The organism is Streptomyces coffeae, assembly GCF_016741875.1.
Taxonomy (GTDB): domain Bacteria; phylum Actinomycetota; class Actinomycetes; order Streptomycetales; family Streptomycetaceae; genus Streptomyces; species Streptomyces coffeae.
The window spans coordinates 253,386-278,261 of the sequence record NZ_JAERRF010000011.1 but is presented as its reverse complement, the minus strand read 5'-3'; the positions used below and the strand labels follow the sequence as shown (position 1 = coordinate 278,261).

Here is a 24,876-nt window from a genome sequence, read left to right as displayed (position 1 = left end):
GGCAGATGGGCGCGGTGCCCCTGTCCGACCAGGAGGGTCTGGAGCTGTTCGACCAGGCGCTCGGGGCGGACACCGCGCTGCTGGCTCCCGTGCGGCTCAACCCCGGTGCCCTGCGCGTTCAGGCGCAGGCCGGGCTGCTGCCCGCACTGCTGCGTGGTCTGGTCAGGGCACCGGCCCGGCCGGCGGAGCCCACGGGTGGGTCGCTCGCGCAGCGGCTGGCGGAGGCGGATGAGGCGGACCGCGAGAAGGTCGTGCTGGAGCTGGTCCTGACACAGGTGGCAGCGGTCCTCGGACACGACTCCGCCGCCGCGATCGATGCGGAACGGCCGTTCAGGCAGCTCGGTTTCGACTCGCTCGGAGCCGTGGGGCTGCGCAACCGGCTCACCCAGACCACCGGCTTGCAGCTGCCCGCGACGCTCATCTTCGACCATCCGACTCCGGCGGCCATCACCCGGCTGCTGCTCACGGAGCTGGGCGGTGGCAGCGCGGCGGGCGACGACGCGACGCCATCCATCGACGAGGAACTGACGAAGCTGGAAGACCTGCTCGCCGCGACCGCCGCGGAGGAGAAGCAGCACGTGGCCGGGCGGCTACGCGCGATGGCCGCCGCGCTCATGGACGGCGGGCAGGGTACGAGCGGACGGATCGAGGCCGCCGCAACCATGGACGAGGTCTTCCAGCTGATCGACGGCGATTTCGGTGAGGCATGACGAGGGACGGGGCGGCCGTGCCGGTGGGCACGGCCCGCTCCTCCTCGCTGATCGCGCTGCACCTGGGCCGCGCGGCCCAGGGCCTGGTCCGAGGGGCGCCACCCACTGACGGTCACGGGGTCCCGCCGGTCACCACGTTCGAATCCGACGACAACGCTTGAGCTTTCTGACGGGGAAAGGTCTGAACTGATGCACGTGAACCAGGTCGAGCGGCGGCACGATGCCCCGGTCGGGGGTGCCGTCGCCGTCGTCGGGATGGGGTGCCGGGTTCCCGGGGCGGACCATCTCCGGGGCTTCTGGAAGCTGTTGCGCGACGGCGAGGACGCCATCACCGAGGCGCCCTCCGACCGGTGGTACGACGTCGAGGATCTCGCGCCGTACCGCCGGGGTGGATTCGTCGAGCGGGTGGCCGACTTCGACGCCGCTTTCTTCGGCATATCCCCGCGCGAGGCCGCGGCGATGGACCCCCGCCAGCGCCTCGCGCTGGAGCTGAGCTGGGAGGCCCTGGAGGACGCCCGCACGGCACCGGAGTCCCTGCGCGGGACATCCACCGCGGTCTTCCTGGGCGCCACCGGCGACGACTACGCCTCGCTCGTCCCCCGGCACGGCCTGGACGCGGTCTCGCACCACTCCCTCGCCGGGCTGAGCCGGGGCCTGATCTCCAACCGGATATCCCACCAACTGGGTTTCCACGGACCGAGCATGACGGTGGACACCGCTCAGTCCTCCTCGCTCGTCGCCGTCCACATGGCGTGCCAGAGCCTTCTGTCGGGCGCGACGGGGCTGGCTCTGGCGGGCGGGGTGCACCTGAACCTGGTGCCGGACAGCACCCTCGCGCTGGCCCGGGCCGGCGCCCTGTCCCCGGACTGCCGCAGCTACACCTTCGACGCGCGCGCCAATGGCTTCGTGCGGGGCGAGGGCGCGGGCGTGATCGTCCTCAAGCGCCTGGAGGACGCCGTCGCCGACGGTGACCGCGTCTACTGCGTGCTGCTGGGCGGCGCGGTGAACCACGACGGCGACGGGCAGGCGCTGACCGTCCCCGACAGCCACGCGCAACAGGCCCTGCTCCGCGAGGCCCACACCCGGGCGGGGGTGACGCCGGAGCAGGTGGGATACGTCGAACTGCACGGCACCGGCACCAGGGCCGGTGATCCGGTGGAGGCCGGTGCTCTCGGCTCCGTCTTCGCCGGGTCCCGGCCGAGCGACGATCCGCTGCTCGTCGGCTCGGTGAAGACCAACATCGGTCACCTCGACGGGGCTTCGGGCGTCGTAGGACTGATCAAGGTCGGCCTGTCGATGAGCCACGGCGTCCTCCCGGCGAGCCTCAACTACGCCGAGCCGCACCCCGCCATCCCCATGGACACCTGGCGGCTGCGGGTCAACACGGCCGGCCGCGCGTGGGCCGGTGACGACCGGGTCGCCGGGGTCAGTTCGTTCGGCGTCGGCGGCACCAACTGCCATCTGGTGGTCGGCGCCCCACCCGTTGCCACCGTGCCGGAGCCGGACTCCGCACAGGACGCCGCCGACCCGGGCGACGTGGTTCCGGTGGTGGTCTCCGGCAAGTCGATGGACGCCCTGCGCGCCCAGGCCGGCCGGCTGCGGGAGTGGGTGGTGAACGACGACGCCCTGCGCCCGTCGGACATCGGCTTCTCCACCGTGACGACCCGCTCGGCGCTCAAGCACCGCGGCGTCGTCCTCGCCGCCGACCGCGCCGAACTGCTCGCCGGTCTCTCGGCGTTGTCGTCGGGTGAGCCCGCGGCGCACGTCACCGAGGGCTCGGCCGCGACCCCCGCGGGCGTGGTGTGGGTCTTCCCCGGCCAGGGGTCCCAATGGGCCGGCATGGCGCGCGGCCTGTGGGATTCCTCCCCGGTCTTCGCCGCCCGCATGACGGAGTGCGAGCACGTGCTGAGCGGCATGGTGGACTGGTCGCTCCGGGAGGTGCTGGAGGACGAGGCGGCGCTGGAGCGCGTGGACGTGGTGCAGCCCGCCCTGTTCGCCGTGATGGTCTCGCTGGCCGAGGTGTGGCGTTCGGCGGGCGTCCTGCCGGACGCCGTCGTGGGGCACTCCCAGGGCGAGATCGCCGCCGCGTGCGCGGCGGGCATCATCTCGCTGGCCCACGGACTGCGGCTCTCGGTGGGGCGCAGCCTCGCCATCGACGCCGGTCTCTCCGGCAAGGGCGCACTGGCCTCGCTCGCCATGCCCGCCGCGGACGTGGACCAGGACCGGGTGTCGATCGCGGCCGTCAACGGCCCGAACGCGGTGGTCGTCTCGGGCGACGTGGCGGCGGTGCACGCCGTCGTCGCCGACTGCCAGGCACGCGGCATCCGCGCGAAGGTCCTCCCCGTCGACTACGCCTCCCACTCGCCCCATGTGGAGGCCATCCGGGACGAGGTGCTGCGCGTTGCCGAGGGCATCGAGACGACCGACACGGGTGTCGCGTTCTACTCCACGGTCACCGGTGGCCCGATCGACGTGGCGACCATGGACGCCGAGTACTGGTACCGCAACCTTCGCCAGGAGGTGCGGTTCTCGGAGACCATCGAGAGGCTGGCCGAAGCGGGCCATGGGGTGTTCATCGAAATCAGCCCGCATCCGGTGGTGACCATGGCCATCTCGGACACCGTGGAGGACGCGGTGGTCCAAGGGACGCTGCGCCGTCGGGAGGACGAGGGGCGGCGGCTGCTGCTGTCCATGGCCGAGCTGTACACCAAGGGCGTCGAGGTGGACTGGGGCCACCTCTTCACGGGTGCGCGCCGCGTGGAGCTGCCCACCTACGCCTTCCAGCGCAGGCCGTACTGGGTCACCGGTCAGGGGGCCCTGCCGCAGGGGCTGCCGTCGCCGGGGAACCTCGGGGCCGCCGACGGCGGACAGGCCGTGCCGGTGGCCGACGCGGCCGACGCCCCGCCGACCGCCGACAGCGGTCCGGCCGTGCCGGGCGACAAGGAGCTGTGGACGCTGGTCCGCTCGCAGGCGGCGGCCGTGCTGGGGCTGGGCGACCCCCGGGCGGTCGAGGCGGACGCCACGTTCAAGGAGCTGGGCTTCGACTCGGTGACCGCCGTGGAGCTGCGGGACCGCCTGAACCCGGCGACCGGCCTGCGGTTGCCGTCCTCGCTGCTGTTCGACCACCCCACTCCCACGCTGCTCGTGCGGCACCTGCGCGAGCGGCTCTCCGGCCCTCGCGAGGACCAGCGCCCGCAGGACGCTGCCGCGGCAGCCGTCGCGGACGACCCGGTGGTGATCGTCGGCATGAGTTGCCGGCTGCCCGGCGGTGTCTCCTCCCCGGAGGACCTGTGGCGGCTGGTCTCCGAAGGCGCCGACGCGATCTCCGGGTTCCCCGAGGACCGGGGCTGGCGGCTGGACCCCCGCACGGACTTTCCGCGCAAGGGCGGCTTCCTGGCCGACGCCGGGGACTTCGACGCGGCCTTCTTCCGCATCAGCCCGCGTGAGGCGCTGGCGATGGACCCGCAGCAGCGACTGGTGCTGGAATCCGTGTGGGAGGCTCTGGAGCACGCCGGTCAGGACCCCACGGCGCTGCGCCACAGCGCGACGGGCGTCTTCATGGGCGCCATGGCCCAGGACTACCTGCCGCAGCTGAACGACGTGCCCGGCGACCTCGGCGGCCACGCCCTGACGGGAAGCGCGACCAGTGTGGTCTCCGGACGGGTCGCCTACACCCTGGGCCTGGAGGGCCCGGCGGTCTCGGTGGACACCGCGTGCTCCTCGTCGCTGGTGGCGCTGCACCTCGCAGCGCAGTCGCTGCGTGCGGGTGACTGCTCCCTGGCGCTGGCGGGCGGTGTCACGGTGATGTCGACGCCGGGCATGTTCGTGGAGTTCGCGCGGCAGGGTGGTCTGTCGCCCGACGGCCGCTGCAAGGCGTTCTCCGACGCCGCCGACGGCACCGGCTGGTCCGAGGGCGTGGGCGTGCTGGTGCTGGAGCGTCTTTCGGACGCCCGGCGCAACGGCCGCCGGGTGCTGGCCGAGCTGCGCGGCAGTGCGGTCAACCAGGACGGTGAGAGCAACGGGCTCACCGCCCCCAACGGCCCCTCGCAGCAACGGGTGATCCGGCAGGCGCTGGCGAGCGCCGGGCTGGCCCCGTCGGACGTCGACGCGGTCGAGGCGCACGGCACCGGCACCACGCTGGGCGACCCGATCGAGGCCCAGGCATTGCTGGCGACCTACGGCCAGGAGCGGGCGGAGCCCCTGTGGCTGGGTTCGGTGAAGTCCAACATCGGGCATACCCAGGCCGCCGCGGGCGTCGCCGGCATCATCAAGATGATCATGGCCATGCGGCACGGCGTGTTGCCGCGCACGCTGCACGTCGAGGAGCCGTCCCGGCACATCGACTGGTCCTCGGGGGCGGTGGAGCTGCTCACCGAGGAGCAGACCTGGCCGGAGGCCGGGCGACCTCGACGGGCGGCTGTCTCCTCGTTCGGGATCAGCGGCACCAACGCCCACGTCGTCATCGAGCAGGGCGACGTCGTCCCGGTCCCGGACACCGGCGACGAGCAGGAGCCGGCCGGCGTAGTGCCCTGGCTGCTGTCCGCACGCGGCTCCCGGACACTGGTCGGGCAGGCGGAGCGGCTCCTGGCGGCGGCGTCCGCCGAATCGACGCCCTCCGTGGCCGGGGTGTCGCTGTCCCTGGCCACTCGGCGAGCCCACTTCGACACCCGTGCGGTGGTCCTGGGCGCCGGGCGCGCGGAACTGCTGGCCGGCCTGGAGGCGCTGGCCAAGGGCGAGCGGGCCGCAGGCGTGATCACCGGAAGTGCCGGGCCGCCGGCCTCGGCCGTCGGCGTGCTGTTCTCCGGGCAGGGCAGCCAGCGGCTGGGCATGAGCGGTGAACTCGTCGGCACGTTCCCCGTGTTCGCCCGGGCATGGCAGGAGGTCTGCACCGCACTCGACCCCATGCTGGAGCACCGGATCGACGAGGTGGTGACGGCCGAGAAGGGCTCCGAGGCGGCGTCGCTGCTGGACGAGACGGGGATGACGCAGCCGGCGCTCTTCGCGTTCGAGGTGGCCGCGTTCCGGCTGCTGGAATCGCTGGGGATCACCCCCGCGGTGCTGGTGGGGCACTCGATCGGTGAACTGGCCGCCGCCCACGTTGCCGGCGTGTTCTCGCTCGCCGACGCCGCCCGGCTGGTGGCCGCCCGGGGCAGGCTGATGCAGGCCCTGCCCAGGGGCGGGGCGATGGTGGCCCTCCAGGCCGCCGAGGACGAGGTCCGCGACGCGCTCGACGGCGGGGATGCCGGACCGGTGTCGATCGCCGCCGTCAACGGCCCCCTGTCCACCGTCGTCTCGGGGAACGAGGACACGGTCGTCGCGATCGAGTCGCTCTTCGCCTCGCAGGGCCGCAAGACGACCCGGCTGCGGGTCTCCCACGCCTTCCACTCGCCGTTGATGGACCCCATGCTGGCGGAGTTCGCCGAGGTCGCCCGGTCGGTGACCTACGCGCCGCCGCGCATCCCGGTCGTCTCGAACGTCACCGGCGGTGTCGCGGAGGACGGCGAGCTGGAGCGGCCCGAGTACTGGGTGCGGCATGTGCGGGACACCGTCCGGTTCGCCGACGGCATCCGCGCCACGGTCGAGGCCGGTGCCGAGGTGCTGGTGGAGGTCGGCCCCGACGGGGTGCTGTCCGCCATGGCGCAGGAGAGCCTGGCCGAGACGGCACCGCAGGTGAGGGCCGTCCCCCTGGTGCGCAAGGACCGCTCCGAGGCCCGGTCGGTCGTGGAGGCGCTGGCCCGCCTGCACGTCGGGGGGACACCGGTCGACTGGCGTGCCTGCCTCGGCGCGCTCGGGGTCACCGCGGGCCACGCCGAGCTGCCCGCCTACGCCTTCGACCGGCAGCGGTACTGGGCGGAGCGTCCGGCCGCGGTGGGCGATGCCGCCGGCGCGGTGGTGCCCGTCGAGCACCCGTTCCTCGTGGCGTCCACCGACCTCGCGGTCGGCGACCAGATCATCCTCGCCGGCCAGGTCTCACTGACCGACGCACCGTGGCTGGCCGACCACGCCATCTTCGGCAGCGCGGTCCTCCCCGGCGCGGCCTTCGTCGAGATGGCGCTCCGTGCCGTGGACCCCGACGGTCCGCTCACCGACCAGCTCGGCGGCGCGGCCGGGGGCGTGGAGGAACTCACCCTCCAGGCACCCCTGATCCTCGGTGAGGACCCGGTGCGCCTCCAGATCGTCCTCGGCGGGCCCGAGGACTCCGGGCGGCGCGAGATCGGGATCTACTCACGGACGGCGTCCGGCCCGGCCCGCGCGTGGACCCGGCACGCGATCGGCTACCTGTCCGCGGCGGCACCGGCCCCGCGGGACGCCCGTCCGCAGGTGTGGCCCCCGCGGGACGCCGCCGAGGTCGAACTCGCGGACTTCTACCCGGAGCTGACCGGGCGGGGTTACGACTACGGACCGGCCTTCCAGGGGCTGGCTGCCATGTGGGCCACGGACGAGGAGGTCTACGGCGAGATCCAGCTCCCCGAGGGCGTTCCGTACGCCACCGGCGGGTTCGGCGTCCACCCCGCGGCGTTCGACGCCGCGCTGCACCCGATGCTGTCGTTCTTCGCGGAGTCCGAGGACGCGGGCGCGGCGGCCCTGCTGCCCTACGCCTGGTCGGGGGTGTCGCTGCACCGTCACGCCGGTACGCGGCTGCGGGTGCGGATCGCGCGGAGGGGCCCGCGCGAGGTGTCGCTCACGATCACGGGCCAGGACGGGCAGCCGGTACTCTCCGTCGACTCCCTCGCGCTCATGCCCGCCTCCGTGGAGCAGTTGACCGGTGGCGCCGGTGAGGCCGGCCTGTTCGCCGTGGAGTGGACGGCCCGGCCCGAGGCGGCCGACGCCGCGCGCCCCGCGAACGCGGAGTTCATGTACGTCGAGCCGGAGGCGGGCGAGGACGTTCCGGCGGCGGCGCGGCGGCACGCACAGGAGGTACTCGCCCGCGTCCAGGAGAGGCTGCGTGAGGAGACCTCCGCGGACGAGCCGCTGGTGTTCGTCACCCGGCAGGCGGTGGCGGTGACCGGCGAAGAGACACCCGACCCGTCGGGCGCGGCGGTCTGGGGTCTGGTGCGCGCGGTCATGGCCGAGCATCCCGGCCGGTTCGCACTCGTCGACGCCGACGGCACCGAGGAGTCCTGTGCCTCGCTCAAGGCACTGGACGTCTCCGGCGAACCGCAGCTCGCCGTCCGCGGCGGCGTCGTCCATGTCCCGCGCCTGGTCGCGGCGGAGGCGACAACGGTGGAGCGGCCGGAGTGGGACCCGGAGGGCACCGTGCTGCTCACCGGCGCCACCGGTGCCCTCGGTGAGCTGGTCGCCCGGCATCTCGTCACCGAGTACGGGGCGCGGAACCTGCTGCTGCTCAGCCGGCGCGGGCCGCAGGCCCCGGGCGCGGCCGAGCTGGCGGAGGAGCTGACCGCGCTCGGAGCCGAGGTCACCCAGGTGCCCTGCGACGTCTCCGACCGTGCGGCACTCGCCGAGCAGCTGGCACGCATCCCCCGGACGGCCCCGCTGACCGCGGTCGTCCACCTGGCGGGCGTGCTGGACGACGCGGCCTCGGAGTCCATGACGCCGCAAGCGCTGGACCGGGTGTTCGGTCCGAAGGCGGACGCCGCGTGGCACCTGCACGAGCTGACGCGGGAGACGGGGCTGTCCTCGTTCGTCCTCTACTCCTCGGTCGTCGGGACGCTGGGCAACGCGGGGCAGGCCAACTACGCCGCGGCCAACGCCTTCCTGGATGCCCTGGCGGCGGGGCGCAAGACCGCCGGACTGCCCGCGCTCTCGCTGGCGTGGGGCCCGTGGGAGGTGGGTATGGCGGGCGAGCTCGCCGAGGCCGACCTGCGCCGCTTCCGGCGCAACGGGATGGTGCCGCTGTCCGCGGAGCAGGGCATGGACCTGTTCGACGCGGCGCTCACGCGGCAGGCGGCGGCGTCGTCCACGGTTGCGGTCGTGCTGGACCGGGCGGCCCTGCGGCAGCAGGACAGCGTGCCGGTGCTGCTGCGCGGCATGGTCGGGCCGCGGCCCGAGCGCGTCGAGGAGAACGCCGAACCCCCGGTCCTCAAGCGGCTGGCGGGGCTGTCGCGGGAGGAGCAGGTGGACGAACTCCAGGCCCTGCTGCTGTCCACCGCGGCGGTGGTGCTGGGCTACCCCGACGCCGACGACATAGACGCCGACATGACCTTCCAGGAGATCGGCTTCGACTCGCTGAGCGGTGTGGAGTTCCGCAACCAGGTCAAGCAGGACACGGGGATCCAGATCCCGCCGACCGTCATCTTCAACTACCCGACCCCGGCGGCCCTGGCCGCACGCCTGTGGGAGCTGCTGTTCACGCAGGACGACCAGGACGGGGAGGACCGGGACGACGAGGACGCAGCCGCGGACGAGGCCGAAGAGGAGTTCGACTCGATGGATGTCGCGGACCTGATCGAGCGAGCTTTCGCCGAGTGAGGACAAGGACGATGAAGACTGAGGACCTGAAGACCGTTCGCCGGTTCGTCAAGGAGCATCTTGCCGGCGACACCGAGCAGATGGACACCCTGGCGGAAAAGCCCTCCCAGGTGTACGACGCGTTCCGCGAGACGGGGCTCGCCAACTGGTGGCTGCCCGAGGAACTCGGCGGTCGCGGGCTGTCCCTGGAGGACAGCGTCGAGGTCGTGAACGAGATCTCCTACGGGGACGCCGGGGTGGCCTTCACGCTGTTCATCTCGGTCCTGACCACCAGCATGGTCCAGCTCTACGGATCGGACGTGCTGAAGGCCCGTTATCTGGAGCCGATGGCCGCCCGCGGCTCGTTCTGCGCCACGTTGGGGAGCGAGCGGAACGCCGGCAGCGAGCTGGACAAGATCGAGACGGTCGTCTCCCGGGACGGGGACGAACTCGTCGTCACCGGTGACAAGTTCCTCTCCACCAACACCGACTTCGCGGACTTCATCGTGGTCGTGGCCCGGGACGCGGACAACCCCGAGGAGCACCACGCGATCCTCATACCCCGGGACACCCCGGGCATCGAGATCGTCAAGCGGTGGGACGTGATCGGCCTCCGGGCCTCCCACACCTACCAGGTGCGGCTGGACGAATGCCGGGTGCCGAAGGCCAACCGGCTGGCGGGCTCGGGGCTGCGGCTGCTGGAGATCGGCCTCAACGCGAGCCGCATCCTGATCGCCACGACGGCGGTCGGCATCGCCCGGCGCATCCGCGACCACTGCATGACCTACGCCAAGACGAAGCCGTTCCGCGGCGGCACGCTCCTTCAGAGCCCGGTCTTCGCGCAGAAGCTGGGGCAGATGGAGATGCTGATCGACGTCATGAAGGGCCACTGTCTCCGCGCGGCCCGCGACTACGACACGGTCATGTCGGACCCGGAGGCACCGGCGATCTTCGCCCGGCAGGGCACGCTCAAGACGGCCCTGACGGCGAAGATGTTCTGCGGCCAGGCGGCCTGGGACGTGGCCTCCGTCGGCTCGGAGATGTTCGGCGGACTCGGCTACACCAACGATCACCCCATCGGAAAGCTCGTCCGGGACGTGCGCTACGTCTCGATCGTCGAAGGCGGCGACGACGTGATGCGCGACCTGCTCTTCAACCGCTACGTCATCCCCGTGCCGCGGCGGTCGTAGCGCACGATCGCCCGGTGCCGGAACGACGAGGGGTCCGACCTGGAAGGGTCGGACCCCTTCTGATCTGCACGTTTACCAGATCAGCGATGGGGTGGGGCCCGGTGTCCCGGGGACCATCCCCGCATGTGCGCGGGCGCGTCCATGCCGGAAACGGTATCGGAGCCGTCGTTTCCGACACTGGGAGACGGTCGCTCGCGGACCTAGCGTGAGGGCATCCCGATCGCCCGGACCGGGACCTCGGCCGCGAGAACGGACGCCCCACCGATGACGCACTCCCCCACCGCACGCACCCGCACCCACACCTGGACACCTCCGGCCCCCGACGCCGAGGACGCCCACCGCTCGGGCCTGGAGCTGATCCAGCGGGTCCTGGACGGACGGCGGCCCGCGCCGCCGATCAGCTCCACCCTCGGCTTCCAGCTGGTCGACGCGGCCGAGGGTCGCGCGGTCTTCGAGGGCGAGCCCGGGGAGCATCTGCTCAACCCGATGGGCACCGTCCACGGCGGCTTCCTGGCCACCCTGCTCGACTCGGCCCTCGGCAGCGCCGTACTGACGACCCTCCCCGCCGGACGCCTCTACACCACCGTCCAACTGGGGGTGCATCTGGTGCGCCCGGTCTTCGCCGACACCCCGCCGCTGCGCTGCGAGGGTACGGTCCTGCACACGGGCCGGACGACCGCGACCGCCGAGGCGCGCGTCACCGGCGCCGCCGACGGCAAGCTGTACGCACACGCCACCACCACCTGCGCGATCATCGGCGGCCCCCAGGGCGGCTGACCGAAGCCGGAAGGAGCGAACGCCATGCCCAGGACGACCGTGGTCAACCTCAAGGGCCACCGCGACGACCCGGCCTACGCGGATGTGGTCTACGTCGGCCGGGCCATGCACCGCGGCGGCTGGCACCTCGACGCCTCCCCGCTCGCCAGCCCGTACCGCCCCGGCCCGGACGGCACCCGCGAGGAGGTCCTCGAGAAGTACCGCGCCCACCTCCTCGCCCGTCCCGACCTCCTGGCCCTCCTCCCCACCCTGCGCGGCCGCCGCCTCGGCTGCTGGTGCGCCCCGCTGCCGTGCCACGCCGAGGTCATCGCGGAACTGGCTGACCAGCACTGACCCCGGCACCTCCGCCCTCCGGGAAGCCATGACCGGCCCGCTCCGGCCGAAATCCGTGCATTCTGTTTGGTAGGGGTCCAGGCCGCAGCATGCCGACGGCTGCGGCCCTGGCAAGCGAGGGATACATGTTCCACTTGAGCGCGCCCGTCGTGATCACGTTCGTGATCTATGTGGCTGCCATGATCGGCGTGGGTGTCTGGGCGTACACCCGCACCCACACCTTCGCCGACTTCGCCCTGGGCGGCCGACGGCTCAGCGCGCTGGTCGCCGCCCTCTCCGCAGGGGCCAGTGACATGTCCGGCTGGCTGTTCCTGGCGCTCCCCGGAGCCGTGTACGCGGCCGGGCTCGGCGCCAGCTGGATCGCCATCGGTCTGGCCATCGGCACCTACCTCAACTGGCTCTTCGTCGCGCCCCGGCTGCGCATCTACACCGAGCGCGCCGGTAACGCCGTGAGCCTGTCGGCCTACCTGGAGGAGCGGTTCGAGGACCGTACCCGGCTGCTCCGGATCGTCTCGGCGGCCGTCACCATCGTGTTCTTCACCGTCTACATCGCCAGTGGGCTGGTGGCCGGGGGGTTGCTGTTCGAGCAGGTCTTCAACGTCAACTTCGCGCTCGCGGTGACCCTGACCGCTCTGGTGATCATGGTCTACTCGTGCCTCGGTGGTTTCCTCGCCGTGAGCCTGACGCACGTGGTGCAGGCCACGCTGATGTTCCTGGCGCTGGTTGTGCTCCCTGTGGTCGGTATCACGGCGCTCGGGGGCTTCGGAGCGCTGGACGACGCCCTCAGGGACAAGACACCGAGCCTGGTCGACATGGGGGCCAGGGCCGGCTTCGCCGACGGCCAGTGGTCGGCAGGCGGGGCGCTCAGTGCCGTCTCCGTCATCTCGCTGCTCGCCTGGGGCCTCGGGTACTTCGGCCAGCCGCACATCCTGGCCCGCTTCATGGGCATCCGCAGCACTCGTGCCATTCCCGCGGCCCGGCGTATCGGAACAGGCTGGGTGCTTGTCGTGCTCGCGGGCGGCACACTCGTCGGCCTGGTGGGAATCGGGCGGCTCCACACACCACTCGACAACCCGGAGACGGTGTTCATCGCGCTGAGCGAGACACTGTTCAGTCCCTGGATCGCCGGGGCGATGCTGATCGCCATCCTGGCCGCGATCATGTCGACCGCGGACAGCCAGCTCATGGTGTCGTCCGTCGCCCTCACGGAGGACTTCTACCACGCGTTCCTCAGCCGACGGGCCGCGGACAAGGTGCTGGTGACGGTCGGCCGCTGCACCGTCGTGCTGGTGATCCTGGTCGCCTATGTGATCGCGCTCAAGGGTGGCGGCTTGCTGAACATCGTCGCCTACGCCTGGGCGGGCTTCGGAGCCGCGTTCGGGCCGGTCGTCCTCCTCTCCCTGTACTGGCCACGTATGACCTGGGCGGGGGCCATGGCCGGCATCGTTTCGGGCGCGGCCACGGTGCTTCTGTGGAAGAAGATCAATCCGCTGCTCGGGCCGCTTCAGTCGGGCATCTACGAGATGGTCCCGGGCGTGCTGGTCGCCACGGTCGCCGCGCTGGTCTTCGGCAGATTCGTCGGCCGGGCACCGGAAACCGCCTTCTGGCGCCTGCCGGGAGGCGGGGTGAGTCAGCTGATGCTCGAGCCGTTTCTCGCCCACGCACCGGTCGGTGTGGCCATCCTGGACACGGACCTGCGGTATGTGTGGGTGAACAACGCACTGGGGCGCCTGATCCCCCTCGAGCGACGGCTGGGGCGGCAGGTGAGAGAAGTGCTGCCGAGGCTGGAAGCGGAGGCGTTCGAGGAGAAAATGCAGACGGTCCTGCGAACCGGGGCTCCGGTGATGGACCACGAGTTCCGCGGCCCCAGTTACGCCGACCCCAACCGGGAGCGCGCCTACTCGGCCTCCTTCTTCGGTATGGAAGACCGCCACGGTCGTCACGTGGGCATCTGGTACATGGTCATCGACGTGACCGAGCGCCGGCGGGCTCAGGAACGCCTGGCCCTGCTGAACGACGCCGGCGCCCGTATCGGCAGCACGCTGGATGTGACACTGACCGCGCAGGAACTGGCCGACGACGCCGTTCCGTCCCTCGCCGACTTCGTCGCCGTCGACCTGCTGGACTCGGTCATCAAAGGCGAGGAACCGGCCCCCGGACCGGTCGACACCACTCCCGTCATGCGTCGCGCGGGGCAGAAGTCGGTGCGTGAGGGCTGTCCGGAGGCGAGTCTGGCCGTGGGTGAAGCGGTCCAGCGTTCCCCCTCGTCCCCCGTGGCCCGCTGCCTGCTGGAGGGCAGGACCTTGGTGGAACCGATCCTGGACGCCTCGCGCAGTGCGTGGGTGGCCGAAGACCCGTCACAGGCCGCCGTGATCCGCGAGTTCAAGTTCCGCTCGATCATGGTGGTGCCGGTGCAGGCTCGCGGCGTCTCCTTGGGCGCGGCGACGTTCGTCCGGTCCCGGCGTCTGGGTCCCTTCGAAGAAGACGATGTGCGTCTCGCCGAGGAAATCGTCTCGCGTGCGGCGGTGTGCGTCGACAACGCGCGCCGCTTCACCCGCGAGCGCATCGCGGCCCGTTCGATGCAGCGCAGCCTGCTGCCGCAAGAGCTGACAGGGGGATCCGCTCTGGAGGTGGCGTCGTGGTACTTCCCGGCGGACGCACCCAGCGGTGTGGGGGGTGACTGGTTCGACGTGATTCCGCTCTCCGGAGCCCGGGTCGCACTGGTCGTCGGAGACGTGGTCGGACATGGCATCGATGCCGCGGCGACCATGGGGCGGCTGCGCACGGCCGTGCGCACGCTCGCCAACCTGGATCTGCCCCCCGATGAACTGCTGGCCCACCTGGACGACCTGGTCATCGGCCTCATGGAAGCGCCCAGCGGCGATGAGCCTTCGGCGGCCGGGGACGAGAGCGTGGGCGCCGCGTTCCTGGGGGCCACCTGCCTGTACGCCGTGTACGACCCGGTCGGCGGGCAGTGCACACTGGCGCGGGCCGGTCACCTCCCGCCCGTGATCGTCGGCCCGGACCGCGCCGTCGACTTCCTGGAACTGCCCGCCGGACCACCGCTCGGCCTCGGAGCGCTGCCCTTCGAGTCCGTCGAGCTGGAGCTTGCCGAGGGCAGCCTGATCGCGCTCTACACCGACGGCCTCGTCGAAACCTACGACCGGGACATCGGCGTGGGACTCGACCGGTTGAGCAATGCCCTCGCGGAACCCAGGCCGACCCTGCGGGAGACCGGCGACGACGTGGTCAACGCCCTGCTGACCCGTCTGCCGTCCGACGACGCCGCCCTCCTCCTCGCCCGGACCCACGTCCTGGGCTCGAACCAGGTCGCCTCCTGGGACCTGCCCGTCGACCCGGCCGCCGTCGCGCATGCCCGCACCCTCGCCGGCCGGCAGCTGTCGGAGTGGGGCATGGAGGATCTGACGTTCACCATGGAGCTGATCGTCAGCGAACTGGTCACCAACGCCATCCGCCATGCGACCGGACCGATCGAACTGCGCCTGATCCGGGACCGCACCCTGATCTGCGAGGTCTCCGACGCCAGCAGCACCTCGCCGCGCCTGCGCCATGCCCGGACCACGGACGAAGGAGGGCGAGGGCTGCTGATCGTCGCGCAGCTCACCGGACGATGGGGCACGCGCTACACCAAGAGCGGCAAGATCATCTGGACCGAACAGCCCCTTCCCACCGCCATGATGACGTGATGCCAGGACGTCCGGCGCATCGCCGGCCCGTAGAGGCCGTGGCCCGGTCCGGCTCACGAGCCGGACCGGGCAACAGCTTCACAGGGGGCGCACCGGCCCAGCCGGCCGAGGCACCCGCATGCTCAGGCCGTGCTGCCGACGCAGTTGGTCGGCGGGTTGTCCGCGGAGTGCGGCTTGATCACGCTCTGCTGGCCGTCAGTGCCCTCCTGGGCGGGGACGGTGGAGGTTCCGGTCCCGGTCCAGGTGTTGTTGAGCGCCTTGTTGGTGAAGGTCCAGTCACCTGTCACCTTCTTGTACAGCTGGCCGCGCGTCAGCCATCCCCACTGCCCGGGCTGCACCGTGTACGGGTAGTCGTCCCTGACGCTCTCGGAGCCCATCCATGAGTGCGAATAGCTGGCGGTGATGGAGGCGCCCACCTTCACCTTGATGAGGTCCCCGACACCGCCTTCGATTTCCCAGCTCGCCGAGAGGGAGGTCCCGACGGTGTTCGACCATCCTGTGGTCTGTGTATACGACCTGGTCACCCTTTCGGCGGTCTTCCCGTCCGTGTTGTCGTACAGCGCGGACACGCACTGCTCAGGGCCGATGACCGCCTTCTCCGCCGTCAGGTTGCCGAAACTGCACTGGAGATCGCCACCCTCCTGACACCGCTTCAGCGAGTACAGCGTGGCCAGGTCGGCGATGGCGGGGCCGGACGTGCCGGTGGCGGGCGACGGGTTGAAGCGCGCCCGCTGTTCGAGGGACGCGTCGCAGTCCTTCATGACGACTGCCGATTCGTTGCCGCCCGTCATGCACTTGTTGTCCGTGACACTCCGGATCAGGAAGGAGCCGTTCGACGGCTCCAGATACCACTTCTGGTCATCTGCACCGTTGCACGCGTAGGAGGAAACAACCGACCCGGCGGTGTAGTTGTAGAGACAGCCGCCGGTGCCTTCGTCGGCGGGCTGGATCTGGAAGCTGCCATCCCTGTTGGGAGAGATAGTGAAGCTGCCGTGTTCCGGCGCACTGCGAGCACTGACGGTGCCGTTGGAGTCCAGGGAGAGACCCATGCCGTCACCGATCGGGATGGTCAGGCCCGTCGTTGCGGAGGAGTCGGCATGAGCCGCTCCGGCATTGAGTGGTGACACAGCCAAGCCGAGCACCACGAGGGCGAGGGCGAGCATTCTCGCGAGAGAACGCAGGCCGGGTCGGGTGGGAACGGAGGTAGCGATCACGTCGCTCCCCTTCGTCAATCGTTCGCTTCGGGCCGGCCGTGACCGGCCCCGTACACGCACATCCATGCCGTCAGCCCGCAGCTTCACGGCGGACGACGCTGTCGTCCGGTCCGAGGTCCTCAAGCTGCTGGTGCCGACGCGGAAGGCCGGATGTACGCCGCCAAGACTGCTGTGCGCTCCGAGGCTGGCATAGCGTAGGAGTACGCACTTTCCCTACGCACATTCCCCAAGTAGCGAGTGAGAGCGTCGACTTCCGCTCCGGGCGATGCCCGTCCGCGGCGGAGAGCACCACTGCGTTGCCGGTGGGCGGCTACCGCGCCGACTCCTGCTGGACGGCCCAGGTGGCGATCTGCGTACGAGAGGTGAAGTGCAGCTTGGCGAGAATGCGCCGGACGTGCCCCTCGACCGTCCGCGGGGAGAGCACCAGCTTGGCGGCGATCTGCTTGTCGCTGAGGCCCTCGGCGAGCAACGCGACCACCTCACGTTCCCTCCGGGTCAAGGCGGAAAGCGCGGGGGCATCGTCGGGCCCGGTCGCGAAAGGCGACTCACCGCGTCCCACCCCACAGGCGACCGCCTGGTCAACGGTGAGCCCCCTGCCCTCCTCGACTGCTGCCGCGTAGCGCTCGTCACCGAGAGCGCGCCGTAGGATCTCCTCGCACTCGGTGTGGTGGCGCAGCAGAATCCCGGCCCATGGCAGTGCGGCACCCAGCAGATGCCTGATGTTCTCGGCCGCACCGTACAGTCTGGCGGCCTCTGCATGGCGTCCGACCGCCGCCTCGGCCCAGGCCAGCACTTCCAGGGACTGGGCGACGGCGAGCATGTGGTGAGTGGGCCGCTCGATGCGCAGTCCTTCCCGCAGCAGGGCGATCGCGCCGTCGGCGTCGCCGGACAGCCATCGGTGGAGTCCCAGGAGCCACAGCGCGAACGGGCGGGACCAGCGCGCGTCATGGGCGTCGCAGAGGGCCAGACACTCCTCCCCCAGCACCGAGGAGCGGGGATCCCCGGACAGACAGCAGGAGAGGGCCAGCAGGAACAGATCGGTCCACTCCGCACCGCGGTCGCCGCCCGCACGGTGGAGGTCGAGCGCCTGCTCCACATGCTCGATGGCCTGGAGGTGGTCGTCCTCGAAGAGCGCCACCAGGCCGGCGAACTGGACGGACTGGGCCGTGACCTCGGGATCGCCCAACTCTTCGGCCAGGGCCTGGCATTCGGCCAGTCGGCTCCGCCCGAAGGCGGTCTCGCCGCGCAGGTAGGCCAGCCAGCCGTCCACCCACAGGGCCTTCGCCCTGGCAGGCGTGGGACCTGACCGTGCCAGCGCACGCCCCAGCCAGTGACGCTGCTCCTCCAGGCCACCGACGCCGAGGCGATGCCGCCACAAGGAGGCGACCAGTTGGAGCCCGGCCTCCTCCTCCCCCGGCGTACTCAGACAGAACTCCAGCGCGGTGCGGATGTTCACCTCCTCCCGGCGCAGCCGGGCGAACCACTCCGTCTGGCGGGGACTGAGCCATTCGGCTTCCGCGCGGGCGGCCAACTGCTGATAGTGGTCACGCAGACGGCGCCGTACGGGCTCCTCGGCACCGAGGTCGCGCAGGTGGCCACGGCCGTACTCACGGATCGTGTCCAGCATGCGATAGCGCGGGCCGTCCGGGTGCTCCTCGTGGATCAGCACCGACTTGTCCACCAGGCCGGCGAGCTGGTCGAGGGTGCGTCCGGGGTCGCACTCCGGCCCCGAGGAGACCGCCTCGGCGGCTTCCAGGTCGAATGCGCCACTGAAGACCGACAGACGTATCCATGCGCGCTGTTCGGGTGGTGTGCACAGGTTGAAGCTCCAGCCGATGGCGCCGCGCAGGGTCTGCTGGCGGGGCGGAGCGGCGCGGCTACCACGGGTCAGCAGGCCGAACCGGTCGTCGAGACGTTCCAGGATCTCTTCGGGCGACAGGAACCGGAGCCACACCGCGGCCAACTCGATGGCCAGGGGGATGCCGTCCAGCCGGTGGCAGATCCCGGCGACCACCTCACGGTGCTCCTCACGGAGTGTGAACCCGGGCACCACTGCCGAGGCCCGGTCCACGAACAGCCGCACCGCCTCATGGTGGACCAGGGCGTGCAGCCGCGGCGGAGAGGTGGGATCCGGAACGGGCAGCGGCGGCACGGGCAACAGCTGCTCACCGTCCACACCCAGCGCCTGCCGACTCGTGGCCAGCACCCGCAGGCCGGGCGACGCCGCCAGCAGCGAACACGTCAGCGCCGCGCAGGAATGGAGAAGATGCTCGCAGTTGTCCAGCACCAGCAGGAGCTGCTTGTCTGCCAGATATTCCGTCAGCGCCTCGACCGGCGGACGGGCGGAATCGTGGTCACGTCCCAGCGCGGCCAGGACCGTCTGTGCCAGCAGGGCTCCTTCTTCCAGCGGAGCCAGGTCCACCAACCACGCACCGTCGGAGAAAGTCCGGCGCACGTCAGAGGCGACCCGCAGGGCCAGGCGCGTTTTACCGAGGCCGCCGGCACCCGTCAGCGTCAGCAGCCTGGCTTCGGTGAGCAACCGCCGCACCTCGCGTACTTCGCTCCGGCGTCCGACGAAACTCTTCAGCTCCGCCGGAAGATTGCCCTCCCGTACCCCCGAACGCGCCATCCCTCAAGCCCTTTGCTCTGGAGGGGGCCGCCCGCCGGCGGTGGTCTTCCCCCTGGTCTCGCGGTGCCACCGGGCCCGCCCGGATGCCCACCGGACGCGATCGGTAAGTCGGAAGCTAACCGCGGAAAACGAACGAAACCGTGCACGCTCATAACGGATTCGGAACGACTGACGTGCCGTCCACGTCGGTCGGGGCGGAATGCGGCTGGTCGCACGGGCTTCGACGCCGTTGGCGGCGGCCCCGTTCGACGTGCGATGGGACACGGTGCGCGACCTCGCGCTACGGAACGTGTTCACCGCGCGGCCGGGAGCGTCCGCAGGAGCTATGTTGCACCTGTGTACGACGTTCATCCATAGCGGGAGTCCCAGTGGTCCTGCCCTACACCGATGCGATCCAGCGGCTGGTCGACTCGCTCGCCGCCCGCATCCAGCATTCGGTCGCCGTGGACGACGGGCGCGGCAGCCTCATCGTGTGCAGCCGTCACTACGGGGACGAGGACCAGCTCCGTATCGACGTGGTGCTGTCCCGGCGGCTGCCGGCCCCCGTCGCCGAGTACCTCAACGGCTTCGGCATCGCCACCTCTGAGACACCCCAGTCGATTCCCGCCAGTCCGTCCCTCGGGCTCAAGGACCGGCGGTGCTATCCAATTCGCGATCATGGGCGGCTGCTCGGTTACTTGTGGCTGATCGATGCGCACGCGGAGCGCTTCGATGAGGTGGTGGGCGACTGCGTGGTCCAGTTGTCGGCGCGGCTTCGGGAGCGGTCGCTCCAGGTGACCGAGGAGGAGCAGCGGCGCCGGGCGTTGGTGACCGACCTGCTGCACGGGGGTGAGGGCTCCGCCCGCGCCGCGGGGGACCTGGTCGACCAGGGGCTCGTCGGTGCGGAGGACGAGATCGTGGTCATCGTGGCCGGGGCGGGCACGGACCCCGAGGCGGTCGCCGCCGTGATCGCGGACGCCACCGGTCGGGGTGGCCGCGACGAGCCATCGGTCCGGGCGCTCGCCGCCGCGGTGGGGGATCGCGGCGTGGTCCTCGTCGCCGACCGACACGGGGTGGAGCGGGAAGCGGCATGGCTGGCCGAGGCGGTGCGGCGGGGTGTGCGGCAGCGGGATGCGGAAGGTGGCGGCGTCTTCGTCGGTCTGAGCAACCCCGGCCGTCTCGACGAGGCTCATGGTCTGTTGCGTCAGGCCGTGCTGGCGGCGTTCGCCGCTGCCGAACTGCCGGAGCTGGCACCGGTCGTCTCCTGGCGGGACACCGGTGTCTACGGCCCGCTCATGCTCGCCGCGACGACTTCTCCTGAGCTGGTGGTACCGCCGCAGATCGCCGAACTCAGCACCGGTGCACGCACCGACTCCCTGGCCCACACCGCCGAGGTGTTCCTGGATGCCGCGGGGGACACCGCGGCCTCGTCCGAGCAACTGATGATCCACCGGACGACGCTCTACTACCGGCTGGCCCAGGTCGAGAACAAGACCGGGTGGGACCTGAAGAACGGCCGCCACCGGTTGACCCTGCACCTGGGGCTGAAGATGCAGCGCCTCCTCAACAGTGACATCCCGGCATTGCTACAGGGAGAGGAAGAGCACTGGGGAAGTTCCTGACCCGTGACGATGCCGGCGGGGACCGGGCGGGCGGAGACTGCGCGGAACCCGGAAGATGGCCCCGGGTGAGGACCGACCGTGAAGGAACCCTCGCATGACCTTCCCCACTGACCGACAGCGCGTCGCGGACCAGCTGAAGCTCGGCTCGGAGCTGCTCTACCTCTCCCGTCAGGACGTCGAACAGCTTGGGCTGACGCGGGACGCCCTTCTGGAGCTCACCCGCCAGGCCCTGGTCGAGCACGGTCACCGCCGCTACGAGATGCCGGCCAAGATCGGTGTCCACCCGTACGACAACGTCTTCTACCACGCCATGCCGGCCTACTTGCCGGGGCCGGGGATCGTGGGCGCGAAGTGGATCGAGTGCTACCCGGACAACCCGCGCACCTTCGGTCTTCCGCAGACCACCGGGCTGCTGGTGCTCAATGACGTGGAATCCGGTGTGCCGCTGGCTGTCATGGACTCGGCGTGGCTGACCGCGATGCGTACCCCGGCGGTGACGGTTCTGGCCGCCGCGGCACTGCACCCCGGCGCCACCACGTTCGGGATGTTCGGCTGCGGTGTGCAGGGAATCGAGCATGTCCGCTACGCGGTCCTGGCGATGCCCGAGTTGGAGACCGTCTACGTCTACGACACCAACGAGGCCGCCGCGGACGCCCTGATCGCGAAGCTGCAACCCGAACTGGGCGTGCGGATCGCCAAGGGCGAGTCGCCCGAGGCGGTCACCAAGAGCGCGGAGGTGCTGAGCTCGGCGACGGTCATCCTGCGAGAGCCGCTCGCGGTGGTGAAGGACGAGTGGGTCACCGCGGGGCAGACGATCCTCCCGTGCGACCTGAACACCTTCTGGGATCCCCGCACTTCACGGCGCGCTGACAAGTACATCGTCGACAGCGTCGAGGAGCACGAGCTGTTCGCGTCGATGGGGTACTTCCCCGACGGCCTGCCCGAGGTGGCTGCCGAGACCGGCGAGGTACTGGCCGGTGTGCAGCCCGGCCGTGAGAACGCCGACGAGATCATCGTCAACAGCAACATCGGCATGGCCGTCTGCGACATCGCGGTGGGTCACGCGATCATGCACCGCGCGCTCGAGCACGGTGCCGGGGTGCGACTCCCCCTCTGACCTCCAGGTGGGCGGGCGGCGGCGGTGGCCGGGGCCGTGGTCCTGAGCACCTGCCGCGCTCAGCACCCGCACAAGACACCGCCGAAGCACCCACACCCCGCACCCCTGCCTTTCCCCGCCTCCCCCCGCCCCACCGAGCCGGCTCGCGCCGCGCGGGCCGGCACAGGAGATTCCCATGACCGCATCAAGCGTCCTGGACGACGCCCCACTGAGCAGATTCCACAAGAGACTTGCCCTGTACTCCTCCGGAGGCCCCTTCCTCGACGGCTACGTCCTGAGCATCGTCGGCGTCGCCCTGGTGCAACTGGGGCCGCAGATGGATCTCTCCGACGCCGCCCAGGGCCTGATCGGCGCTTCCGCCCTCATAGGCATCTTCTGCGGTGCCTTCCTCGGCGGATACCTGACCGACAAGTTCGGCAGGCAGGTGCTGTACACCATCGACCTCATCGCCATCATCGGATGTTCCGTCGCGCAGTTCTGGGCCTCCGATCCGGTGTGGCTGTTCGTCCTGCGCCTGCTGATCGGCATGGCCGTGGGCGCCGACTACCCGATCGCCACCTCGCTGCTGGCCGAGTTCACCCCGCGCCGCTACCGGGGACCGCTCCTCGGCGGCCTGATGGTGATGTGGTTCGTCGGCGCGGCGACCGCCTATGTCGTCGGCGAGGCCCTGCTGTCCGTCGACGACACCGGCTGGCGGTGGATGCTCGCCAGCGCCGCGCTGCCCGCCACCGTCATCGTGCTGCTGCGGCTGGGCACCCCCGAGTCGCCGCGCTGGCTGGCCAAGAAGGGACGCGTCGACGAGGCCAACGCCGTCATGCGCAAGGTGTTCGGCAGCGAGGCCAGCATCTCGGATCTCCCCGAAGAAGAAACCGAGACCGCCGGTCTGACGCTGCTGTGGCGGTCCGGCTACGTCGGACGCATGCTGTTCGTCAGTGCCTTCTGGACGTGCTCGATCGTGCCGCTCTTCGCGGTGTACGCCTTCGGGCCACGTATCCTCGGCGCGCTCAACCTCAACGGCAGCCTGGCCAACATCGGTTCGGCTCTGATCACGGTCTTCTTCGTGGTCGGCTGTGTACTCGCCATGGTGGTCATCAACCGCATGGGCCGGCGGGCCCTGATCATCCACAGTTTCGCCTGGTCCGGCCTGGCACTCCTGCTGCTCGGCCTGTTCCCCTCCGCCCCAGCCCCCGTGATCATGACCTTGTTCGCCGCCTACGCCGTCCTCATCGGAGGTACCCAGAACCTCCAGTGGATCTACCCCAACGAGCTGTTTCCCACCGAGATCCGGGGAACCGCCGTCGGCCTCGCCTCGTCACTGAGCCGGATCGGCGCGGCGGTCGGTACGTATCTCGTCCCGCTCGCCCTCACCTCGTGGGGAATCGGCACGACGATGCTCGTCGCGGCGGCCATCACGCTCTTCGGGGCCGTCATCTCGATACGGTGGGCCCCGGAGACCCGTGGCCTGGCCCTCCATGAATCCGCCGCCCTGGACAAGCCGGCCACCGTCACGGTCGGATAGCGCCCACGGGTACCACCCGGCGCGGGGCGCTCCCTGCCGGAACGACGAGGGCCTCTGTCCGTCACTGCGGGCAGAGGCCCTCGATGACGTGGCCAAGCCTCGATTCACCGACGCGGGCTGGTGTGGCGGGCGTCGGCCGGACGCCCCCTTTGACGACGCAACCCTAGGGCCGGGCCGGGGCCGACCGCGCGGTGCGCCGCTTGGTGACCTGGTAGCCGATGGTGAGGATCGTGAACCACACGGCCCATACGTACAGTCCGAGGCGGGTGTCGCTGGAGGTGGCCATCAGGACGACCACGAACACGAGGGCCGCGAGGGCGATGCAGTTGGTGACCGGGGCACCGGGCATCCGGAAGTCGGCCGTGGGCAGCAGTCCGGCGCGTGCCTTGGACCGGTAGCGCAGATGCGCGATGAGGATCATGCCCCAGGTCCACAGACCGGCGCAGGCGCTGACCGAGGTGACGTAGACGAACGCCTTGTCCGGGGAGACGACGTTCACGATGACGCCGATGCCCATCACAAGGGCGGACAACGCCAGTGCGGGCAGCGGGAGATGGCGTTTGCTGAGGTTCTTCATGGCGCTCGGGGCCTCGCCGTTGACGGCCAGTCCGCGGACCATCCGGCTCGCGGAGTAGATGCCGGAGTTGCAGGAGGACAGGGCGGCGGTGAGGACGACGAAGTTCATGATCCCGGCGGCTCCGGGGATGCCGACCTGGGCGAGGACCTGGACGAAGGGGCTGACTCCGGGGGTGTACTCGGTCCAGCTGAGGACGGAGAGCAGGACGATCAGCGCGCCGATGTAGAAGACCGCGATACGGACCGGAAGGGTGTTGATCGCCTTGCGGAGCGTCTGCTTGGGGTTCTCCGCCTCACCGGCGGTGAGGCCGATGAGCTCGATGCCCAGGTAGGCGAAGACGACGCCCTGCATGGCGGCCATGGTCTGCCAGGCACCGTGCGGCGCGAAGCCGCCGTCGGCCCACAGATGCTGGACCGAGGCGCCCTGTCCGAGGGAGGAGAACCCGAAGGTCAGCACGCCGACGCCGATCACGATCAGGGCGGTGATCGCCACGACCTTGATGGTGGCGAACCAGAACTCCAGCTCGCCGAAGAGCTTGACGGAGACCAGGTTCGCGACGAAGAGCACGACCAGGGCGACCGCGGCCGTGGCCCAGACCGGGACGGCGGGCCACCAGTAGGCGATGTAGTGGCCGGCCGCGGTCACCTCGGCCATGCACGCGGCGACCCATGCGGCCCAGTACGACCAGCCGGTGACGAAGCCCGCGAACGGGCCGCAGAACTCCCGCGCGTAGTCCGCGAAACTGCCCGACGTCGGGCGGTAGGTGAGGAGTTCCCCCAGCGCCCGCATGACGAAGAAGATGACGATGCCCGCGGCGGCGTAACACGCCACCAGGCTCGGCCCGACCGCGGCGATGCCCGTGCTGGAACCGTAGAAGAGCCCGGTGCCGATCGCGCCTCCGATGGCCATCATCTGGATCTGGCGGGCGCTGAGTCCCCGCTGGTAGCCCTCGTCGGGCGTCGCTGTGCCGGCGTCGTCGCCGGCACGAGGTGGTGCGGTCCTCGCTGAGGTCATGATGGTGCCTTTCGCTCCACGGCTCGATGCTCCAGGTGCCGGTCCCGCTCGGTGTGCCCGACGTGTCCGGCCTCTCTCG

At 70.8% G+C, this 24,876-nt stretch carries 13 protein-coding genes; 10 read left to right on the top strand and 3 right to left on the bottom strand.

Annotated elements, in window-relative coordinates; genetic code table 11:
- From JK363_RS21335 to putP, 7 genes are all read left to right on the top strand, one after another.
- On the top strand, positions 1-710 hold a 710-nt coding region (locus tag JK363_RS21335), incomplete at its 5' end, for a phosphopantetheine-binding protein (RefSeq protein ID WP_236075976.1).
- Positions 707-871: a hypothetical protein gene (locus JK363_RS21330; protein WP_201876558.1), complete on the top strand. Its 165-nt coding sequence runs from the start codon at positions 707-709 to the stop codon at positions 869-871. The genes JK363_RS21335 and JK363_RS21330, both read left to right, overlap by 4 nt.
- 28 nt (positions 872-899) lie before the next feature.
- Entirely contained in the window at positions 900-9,140 is an 8,241-nt protein-coding gene (locus JK363_RS21325; protein ID WP_201876557.1) for a type I polyketide synthase, read from the top strand.
- A gap of 11 nt (positions 9,141-9,151) precedes the next feature.
- Positions 9,152-10,309, top strand: a complete 1,158-nt coding sequence (locus JK363_RS21320; protein ID WP_201876556.1) for an acyl-CoA dehydrogenase family protein — start codon at positions 9,152-9,154, stop codon at positions 10,307-10,309.
- Positions 10,310-10,573: 264 nt separating this feature from the next.
- Positions 10,574-11,086 carry a PaaI family thioesterase gene (locus JK363_RS21315; protein ID WP_201876555.1) on the top strand — a complete coding sequence of 171 codons (513 nt, stop codon included), beginning with the start codon at positions 10,574-10,576 and terminating at the stop codon, positions 11,084-11,086.
- Between the two features lie 24 nt (positions 11,087-11,110).
- Positions 11,111-11,419, top strand: a complete 309-nt coding sequence (locus JK363_RS21310) for a DUF4326 domain-containing protein (RefSeq protein WP_201876554.1) — start codon at positions 11,111-11,113, stop codon at positions 11,417-11,419.
- A gap of 125 nt (positions 11,420-11,544) precedes the next feature.
- Positions 11,545-15,126, top strand: a complete 3,582-nt coding sequence (putP, locus tag JK363_RS44245) for a sodium/proline symporter PutP (RefSeq protein WP_201876553.1) — start codon at positions 11,545-11,547, stop codon at positions 15,124-15,126.
- 122 nt (positions 15,127-15,248) lie between these two features.
- Here the strand turns inward: putP and JK363_RS21300 are convergent, their stop codons facing one another.
- Together JK363_RS21300 and JK363_RS21295 are read right to left on the bottom strand one after the other, a co-directional pair.
- Entirely contained in the window at positions 15,249-16,340 is a 1,092-nt protein-coding gene (locus tag JK363_RS21300) for an RICIN domain-containing protein (RefSeq protein WP_201876552.1), read from the bottom strand.
- 310 nt (positions 16,341-16,650) lie between these two features.
- Positions 16,651-18,969 (bottom strand): ATP-binding protein, encoded by a 2,319-nt coding sequence (locus JK363_RS21295; protein ID WP_201876551.1) that lies wholly within the window; start codon positions 18,967-18,969, stop codon positions 16,651-16,653.
- Between the two features lie 368 nt (positions 18,970-19,337).
- Between JK363_RS21295 and JK363_RS21290 the strand changes: the two genes are divergently transcribed.
- From JK363_RS21290 to JK363_RS21280, 3 genes are all read left to right on the top strand, one after another.
- Positions 19,338-20,570: a PucR family transcriptional regulator gene (locus JK363_RS21290; protein WP_201876550.1), complete on the top strand. Its 1,233-nt coding sequence runs from the start codon at positions 19,338-19,340 to the stop codon at positions 20,568-20,570.
- A 94-nt stretch (positions 20,571-20,664) separates the two neighbouring features.
- Complete coding sequence (locus JK363_RS21285) at positions 20,665-21,687, top strand: ornithine cyclodeaminase family protein (protein ID WP_201876549.1); 1,023 nt, start codon at positions 20,665-20,667, stop codon at positions 21,685-21,687.
- A 175-nt stretch (positions 21,688-21,862) separates the two neighbouring features.
- Positions 21,863-23,206 (top strand): MFS transporter, encoded by a 1,344-nt coding sequence (locus JK363_RS21280; RefSeq protein WP_236075975.1) that lies wholly within the window; start codon positions 21,863-21,865, stop codon positions 23,204-23,206.
- Between the two features lie 163 nt (positions 23,207-23,369).
- Here the strand turns inward: JK363_RS21280 and JK363_RS21275 are convergent, their stop codons facing one another.
- Entirely contained in the window at positions 23,370-24,797 is a 1,428-nt protein-coding gene (locus JK363_RS21275; protein WP_201876548.1) for an amino acid permease, read from the bottom strand.
- Positions 24,798-24,876: the final 79 nt, after the last annotated feature.

What these genes read in the sequence shown, in the direction of transcription:
- putP (WP_201876553.1), top strand. Translation starts at nt 11,545, where the DNA reads ATGTTCCACTTGAGCGCGCCCGTCGTGATCACGTTCGTGATCTATGTG.
- JK363_RS21320 (WP_201876556.1), top strand. Translation starts at nt 9,152, where the DNA reads ATGAAGACTGAGGACCTGAAGACCGTTCGCCGGTTCGTCAAGGAGCAT.
- JK363_RS21280 (WP_236075975.1), top strand. Translation starts at nt 21,863, where the DNA reads ATGACCGCATCAAGCGTCCTGGACGACGCCCCACTGAGCAGATTCCAC.
- JK363_RS21315 (WP_201876555.1), top strand. Translation starts at nt 10,574, where the DNA reads ATGACGCACTCCCCCACCGCACGCACCCGCACCCACACCTGGACACCT.
- JK363_RS21330 (WP_201876558.1), top strand. Translation starts at nt 707, where the DNA reads ATGACGAGGGACGGGGCGGCCGTGCCGGTGGGCACGGCCCGCTCCTCC.
- JK363_RS21275 (WP_201876548.1), bottom strand. Translation starts at nt 24,797, where the DNA reads ATGACCTCAGCGAGGACCGCACCACCTCGTGCCGGCGACGACGCCGGC.
- JK363_RS21285 (WP_201876549.1), top strand. Translation starts at nt 20,665, where the DNA reads ATGACCTTCCCCACTGACCGACAGCGCGTCGCGGACCAGCTGAAGCTC.
- JK363_RS21325 (WP_201876557.1), top strand. Translation starts at nt 900, where the DNA reads ATGCACGTGAACCAGGTCGAGCGGCGGCACGATGCCCCGGTCGGGGGT.
- JK363_RS21310 (WP_201876554.1), top strand. Translation starts at nt 11,111, where the DNA reads ATGCCCAGGACGACCGTGGTCAACCTCAAGGGCCACCGCGACGACCCG.
- JK363_RS21295 (WP_201876551.1), bottom strand. Translation starts at nt 18,969, where the DNA reads ATGGCGCGTTCGGGGGTACGGGAGGGCAATCTTCCGGCGGAGCTGAAG.